Genomic DNA, 6,916 nt, shown 5'->3' with positions numbered 1-6,916 from the left:
GTAGCAGGATCAAACCAAATGGCAATATTTCCGCGACTCATGAGTGCTCGGTTATATGCGGGCCAATTGGTTGTGCGGTAGATTTTGTGTGTAGGCTTCTTCATTTGAAAATTATATCGCTGAAAAACCCTTTACAGATAGGTTTGTGCAACAAAGCCTCTCTTATATAATCTGTAGCACCAAAACTTAGCATATCCCCGACTCCTGCCGAAAAATCTACTACCTCTTGTGGTAAAGCAGGTGGAACCCATGGGGTTTCCATTTTAGGAACTTGGCTAGCATTATAAATACGTAATTGTTGTTCGGCTTTTTTATTCTGTTCTCTTGCCCATTCATTATATTTGGCATTATTTTCTTCAATAGCTTTTCTTTGCGCCGCCTGCTCCTTACGCCAACGATCCATTTCAATTTGTTGCTGGCGAAGCTGGTTTGATTTATTTTCCTGTGCTAACGCTTGCGAATCAGGACGTCCATAGCTATCAGATGCTGGATACCAATCTGATCCTTCCTTACGATCTGAATATGCACCTTTCACATTTGTCCATATCCCTGCTAACCCCATTGGATCCACCCATTGATTCGGATCATTCACATAACTAGAATTATTTAATCCGCCAAACAACCCAATCGGATCTTTACTTACATACCTTGCACTATGCGGCTCATAATATCTGTAACGGTTATAATGTAAGCCTGTTTCGTGGTCGTAATATTGTCCTTGAAAACGAATATTGGTTTGCTCCAAAAAGTTTTCACTGGTCTTAATCTCTAAAGCTGTCCCCCACGTATCCTGTTTAATTTCCCAAATACACTCACCCAACTCATTACTCAGCGTTTGTGGTGTGCCCACTTGGTCACAGTGATAAAAAGCAACGCGTTCTAGCTCTGCTTTGTTCTTTCTCGTTTCTGTTTTCCATACAGGGTCTTTATAAATTGAGTAAGGTTCACGTTGGAATTTTGAATAGTCTGGGGTCTCAATCAGTTTGATAAAGCCTGTATAGCCTGTTTGGAGTAATGGTACAAAACTCTTTGCTTCATAGACATAATGCTTAGTATAGTTTTCATCAGCATTATTAGATTGCTGTGACTCCCAAATCATCAAGTCACCGTCCCAGCCAAATAAAGTCAGGGTTTGCGCATTTTGATTTTTCTTGTATAAACGCCGTCCAAATACATCATACCCATATTCAGTCACTTGACCATTATGATCACTGCAAATCAAACGGTTCAGATTATCCCACGTCAGTTTTAATCATTTGCCTGCATGGCTGCTTTCAATCACATTGCCTTGTGCATCGTATTTATAGTTTTTACCCTTATATTGAGCGATCAAATTACTTTTCGCTTGAGACGCTTGTGTAGCAAGGGAGTCAATCAAATTCCCTGCAGGGTCAAAAGTAAAGCTTTCCATTTTATGCATACTTTTGCTCTGTATCAAACGGCCAACCGCATCATATTGATAATTCAGCTTGCCTAAACGGCTGTCGTCCACCTACGTGAGTAAGTATTTTTTTCGTCTTGGGAATGACGTTCTGCTCGGTAATTTGAGGCTTTCTGAACTTGATCTAAGGTATGCTGTTCAGGGCGGATGAGCTGAGTGAGCCCATATCATTGTAGTTTTTAGTTTGGATAAACTATTTGTAATAACTCAAAACCGATCTGACCGTTATCCTTTTTATCATGCTTGTCAGTTTAAATCTTCGCAATCTAGAGGTTATTTAATATTTCACCTTTGTGTAACAACGCCTCCCCAAACTAATCATCCATACTTTTAACTATATAATTCACAACCATAATAAAGGAAATGAGAACCCCTATAAAAAGAATAAATATCGATAAATAATAATTAAAAGAGTCCTCCAAATATATATTTAATGACCTCCTAGCTCTACACTCCTTAAAATATACACAATCATAAAGCATAGTAGATATTAAATATAAGACTACAACTGAAAAACCACCACCATTTTTAAGAAATTTAAAAATCATTACACTTCCCATATACCTCTATAATTTTCTGATTATAAATATTATTATCTATACTTCCCGGATCAAGATTTTTTTCATCCTCAGAGAAATTATATTTGTAATTTTTCTGTAAATCATTATATACACACTCACATATTTCTTCTCCAAACTCACCTGAATTTATACAACCACTAATAAAATCATTTTTATTATTTACAATTATCGCAGGATTTATACCACAAGATACAATAAAAAAACAACAAAAAGAATACATAATTTGTATTTTATAATATTCATTTACTTATCAACTCCATGCTTTTCAACCTGATCACGGCTTTGTTGCACAAAGATTTGAAATGCAAAGCGCCCCTAATTAAGCCAAATTTAAGGCGTAACTTGGGTAAGTGGTCGACTTAATTCCGTAAATCTGTTAAGGACTGCTACACGTGCATGGATCTCATTCACTTGGCTATCAAAACTCCTTGCACTGAGTTTATCTCCTAATAATTTGATGCAATGCATCTTAGTTTCAACCAAACTTCGCCGATGATAGCCTGACCATTTTTTCCATAGTGTCCTGCCTAAACGTTTAATTGTTCGAAGTAATTCATTTCGCTCTAGCGAGCTACTCTTTGTATCTTTCCATGGTTTCGCATTTTTTCTAGGTGGAATCACCGCATGCCCTTGCCGACCTGCAATGACCTGACGGCATTGCTTGGTGTCATAAGCTCCATCAGTATAAACAGAGTCGATCCGCTCATCTTGTGGAATCTGATTAAGTAAATCACCAAGCACCTGTGAATCACTGACATTATTGGTTGTAAGCTGAACTGCTCGTATTTGTAGGGTTTTAGCATCTATACCAATATGAAGTTTACGCCATTGGCGACGATATTCAGGTCCATGTTTCTTGCGTTTCCATTAGCCCTCACCTAGAAACTTCATGCCTGTAGAGTCTATGAGTAGATGCAGCCCATCGCTACTTTTTTGGTAGCTGATTACAATATCAATATGCTTTTGTCTTCTACAAAGCGTGGTGTAATCTGGAGCTATCCAATTTAATCCGCAATAATCAGACTTTGCACAAAGCCAGTAACCATACGTAAAGACAGACGAAATAAGGATTTAATCATTAAGCAGCATTGGATGGCTGCGTCGGAGTAGGTTTGATTTCGCCCTTGTTTGCCTTTTGATGGCGCATACAATTGAGTCGTATGATCAAACTAAATTGAGAAGATATTTCCTCGATTTATTAATGCTCGGTTATAAGCGGACCAATTCGTTGTACGATAGATTTTAAGAGCAGGCTTCTTTATGTGAAAATTGTATTTCTAACAAAGCCTTTAAGAATAGGTTTGTGCAACAAAGCACTAACACATACATTAAAGAGTTACTCTAAACATTTTTTCAAGGGCATTCTGTATGCTCAAAATTCATTTCATCTGATTTATAATTAGTCATCCATATATAAACTGTATTATAATTTAATCGTGAACTAAAAAATTTTCCATTTTTAGTTTTTTTAATTTTATCATTTGGATAATATATTCCTATCGCATCATTACTTCCAGGCTTACAATAAGACCAATAATAACCTTCTAAATTATAATTATTACTCCAACCACTTTTTATAAGCCTCTTATTAACTTCTAATAAATCATCAATTTTTATGTCTTTTTTATCAATTTCAACATCTAAAGCAACATATGAATTAGTGGTTCTACCATATACAATGTTATAATTAAAACCTTTAAATATTTTATCTGCTTCTTTGTGAAATTTATTTGATTTATACGGTGTCGTGCTGCTACAAGCAGTCAAAAAAGTAATTAGAATTACTAACATTATTCTCATCGTATTCCCCTTAAAATAAACGACCAAATTCATCTGTAAAAGTACCCCATCCTTTACCTTGAGACTCTAAATTCTTAATCTTTTGTTCAAGTATCATAGCTTCATTTTCTTTATTTATTTGCTTTAAAAATTTAACAGGATTAATTTCCTTATCCCCAAATACTTCAAGAAATGACGCATCTATACCTGGAGTACCTAGACCAACTTCAATAGCAAAAGGTGTCTTTGTAGATAGTGAAGTTAGAAAATCTTCCCCCATTGGAGTACTAATGCCAATTTTCCACCATGGTCCACCACTAATCCCAACAGCTTGACCATTGATAAATCTGTCTGTTCTTTCAGTATTATTTCGCCCTCTTCCGTTAAATATTTTACCCAACATACAAGAACCTCCGACCGTACTTTTCAATCTCTTTGAAATCGTTTTTTCTTTGTGAATATCTTTTAATGTTGAAGGAATATTAAGACCAGCTCCACCATAGACTTTGCCACTATATAAGTTAATAATTACCATGCCTTCAGCACCGCCACCTGCAACTGAACAATATGCGTAATCAAATAATGCTTCACATTGCCCAGTACGACGACACTCTTCAATTTGTTGAAGCCTTTTTTTAATCTCTCTATCAGCTACCAATCCCATTGGATCCACCCACTGATTCGGATCACTCACATAAACTGAATTATTCATACCACCTATTAAACCTATTGGATCTTTACTTAAATATTTCGCACTAAGTGGATCATAATAACGATAATGGTTGTAATGCAAATCTGTTTCCACATCATAATATTGACCTTGGAAACGTATATTCGTTTGCTCAATAAAATTATGAGAGGCCTTTATTTCTGAAACTGTACCCCATGTATTCAGCTCAATTTCCCAAATACACTCACCTAACTCATTACTTAAAGTCTGAGGTGCCCCTATTTGGTCACAGTGGTAAAAGGCAACTCGTTCTAATTCAACTTTATTCTTTCGGGTTTCTGTTCTCCAAATCGGATCTTTATAAACCGAATATTCTTCATGCTGAAATTGGGCATAGTTAGGGGTTTCTAAAAGCTTGATAAACCCTGTATAGCCCGTTTGTAGTAATGGCACAAAACTCTGTGGTTCATAGACATAATGCTTAGTGTAGTTTTCATCTACTGTATTGGATTGCTGCGACTCCCAAATCATCAGGTCTCCGTCCCAGCCAAATAAAGTCAGGGTTTGTGTATTTGGGTTTTTTTTAAATAATCGTCGGCCAAATACATCATAACCATATTCAGTCACCTGACCCTGATGATCACTGCGAATCAATCTATTCAGGTTATCCCACGTCAGTTTTAATGTTTTACCTGCATGGCTAGTTTCAACCACATTGCCTTGCGCATCGTATTTATAATTTTTACCCTTATATTGAGCAATCAAATTACTTTTAACTTGAGATGCTGGCATGGCAATCGGGTCAATCAAATTCCCTGCTGGGTCAAAAGCAAAGCTTTCTGTTTGATGTTGACTTTGACTCTGTGTTAAACGGCCAATTGCATCATACTGATACGTCAGCCTACCTAATCGACTGTCATTCACTTGGGTGAGCAAATAATTTTGATCATATTGATAATGCCGTTCTGCTCGATGCTGTACACGACCTGCAGTTTCTTGTTCTGGTCGAATAATTTGTGAACTCAGCAGACCGACATCATTATAATTTTTGCTTTGAATTAAGCCATTGGCCAACATACGAGCTGTTTCACGGTGTAAGTCATCACGTTGGAACGCGACCATATCTTGTTGATTAAATGCAATACCATAGATATGCCCTGAACCATAGCTTAGATTGCTTTGAACTTGCCCATCAGGACGAATCGTCTTGCTTAAATTACCCAATTCATCATACTCATAACGCAATACCGCAGTCATAGGGCTCAAGTTGGGTACTTTGTAATGCTGATGCTCACGTACCAATTGCCCAAGCGCATTTCGATAGAAATCACTTTGGCTTTCTTTATTTTTTGCTTTGCTCAGTTGGTTATTCAGATTATATTCAAACTCTTCGGTTTGGCTATGACGCGTTTGCACATGGGTATAAGTTTTTGATGCAATCATGCCATCAGCAAAGTAGGCAAATTGAGTAAAAACATTCGGCTGGCGAATTTGAAACAATTGACCATTTTCATTGTAGCTATAGTGCTTTTCTTCCCCATCAAAAGCTTGTTCATGTACCAATTGCCCCAAACGGTTATAACTAAATAAATATTCCGCATGGTTTTGATTGATCAGCTTTTGAATACGGCCTTGATTGTCCCATTGGTAGCCAATTTGATGACGGTTCGCATCTATACGCTGTTCGAGCAACCCCGCAGCATTATAACGGTACTGCGTGCTTAAACCTTTGGTATCCGTATGCTTGAGCAAGCGCCCTTCTTCATCATGCTCAAATTGTTCTTTTAAACCATCAGGATAAACAATCGCTTTAAGCTGACCTTTGTCTTTTCCTGCTGAGCTGTAGATATATTTGACTTGCTTTGCATCAGCAGACGCTTACTTAATGAGAGTTTGTGGAGTACCTACACAGTGATAAAATACAACCCGTTCTAATTCATCTTTCTCAACCAAATAAAGTTAAATTATTCTCAGCGAGTAAATGGCGTTTTAATTTCTGTAATATTCCATACATGTATTAATCCCTAATTTATTGTAATAAAAAGCGAAATACCAATAATCATTACTAGTAAAGTTAACTTCATCACCATCTCTTGAGTAATGTTTACTATAAATAGGATTTAATATATCAACAGAGTAATCATTTGTTTTACAAAAACTATAATAGTTATTATATGAATCAATCAAACTCCATTTATCAGCTAATAACGCTTTTTTTATTTTTTCATAATCATTATTAGAGAAATTTTCTTTACTTATTTTTAAAACCACAAGTTGAGTAGAGCTTTTTTTCCGGAGAGTCTCATAACTAAAACTATATTCTTTAAATAGTTTTTCAGATAATTCTTTTAAATCTATTTCATCATTTTTACTATTATTTAATGATGTGCAGTTTATAAGTAAAAGAGATAGTATAATATAACATAGTATTTTTTTCATTTTATA

General features: G+C 36.0%; 2 protein-coding genes and 4 pseudogenes. All 6 read right to left on the bottom strand.

Translation table 11 applies throughout. The features are described 5' to 3' along the window. Positions 1-104: pseudogene (locus FTU75_RS14730) on the bottom strand (IS5/IS1182 family transposase); the annotation flags it as partial. Next, positions 101-1,631, bottom strand: a pseudogene (locus FTU75_RS14725) (RHS repeat domain-containing protein); the annotation flags it as partial. The pseudogenes FTU75_RS14725 and FTU75_RS14730, both read right to left, overlap by 4 nt. A 721-nt stretch (positions 1,632-2,352) precedes the next feature. Then, positions 2,353-3,284, bottom strand: a pseudogene (locus FTU75_RS14720) (IS5 family transposase). Between the two features lie 91 nt (positions 3,285-3,375). Further along, positions 3,376-3,822, bottom strand: a complete 447-nt coding sequence (locus tag FTU75_RS14715) for a hypothetical protein (protein ID WP_180109916.1) — start codon at positions 3,820-3,822, stop codon at positions 3,376-3,378. Between the two features lie 10 nt (positions 3,823-3,832). Next, a pseudogene (locus tag FTU75_RS14710) lies at positions 3,833-6,346 on the bottom strand (RHS repeat-associated core domain-containing protein); the annotation flags it as partial. Positions 6,347-6,460: 114 nt separating this feature from the next. Beyond that, on the bottom strand, positions 6,461-6,910 hold the full coding sequence (locus tag FTU75_RS14705; RefSeq protein ID WP_111886095.1) for a hypothetical protein: 450 nt from the start codon (positions 6,908-6,910) through the stop codon (positions 6,461-6,463). Between the last annotated feature and the right edge of the window lie 6 nt (positions 6,911-6,916).

It is taken from the genome of Acinetobacter sp. YH12140 (assembly GCF_013418475.1).
GTDB lineage: Bacteria > Pseudomonadota > Gammaproteobacteria > Pseudomonadales > Moraxellaceae > Acinetobacter > Acinetobacter amyesii.
Note: the sequence above shows the minus strand (reverse complement) of the source record. Positions and strands in the feature narration are given on the sequence as shown.

Bases quoted from the DNA above. Each gene is read 5' to 3' on its own strand.
- FTU75_RS14705 (WP_111886095.1), bottom strand. From the start codon at position 6,910: ATGAAAAAAATACTATGTTATATTATACTATCTCTTTTACTTATAAAC.
- FTU75_RS14715 (WP_180109916.1), bottom strand. From the start codon at position 3,822: ATGAGAATAATGTTAGTAATTCTAATTACTTTTTTGACTGCTTGTAGC.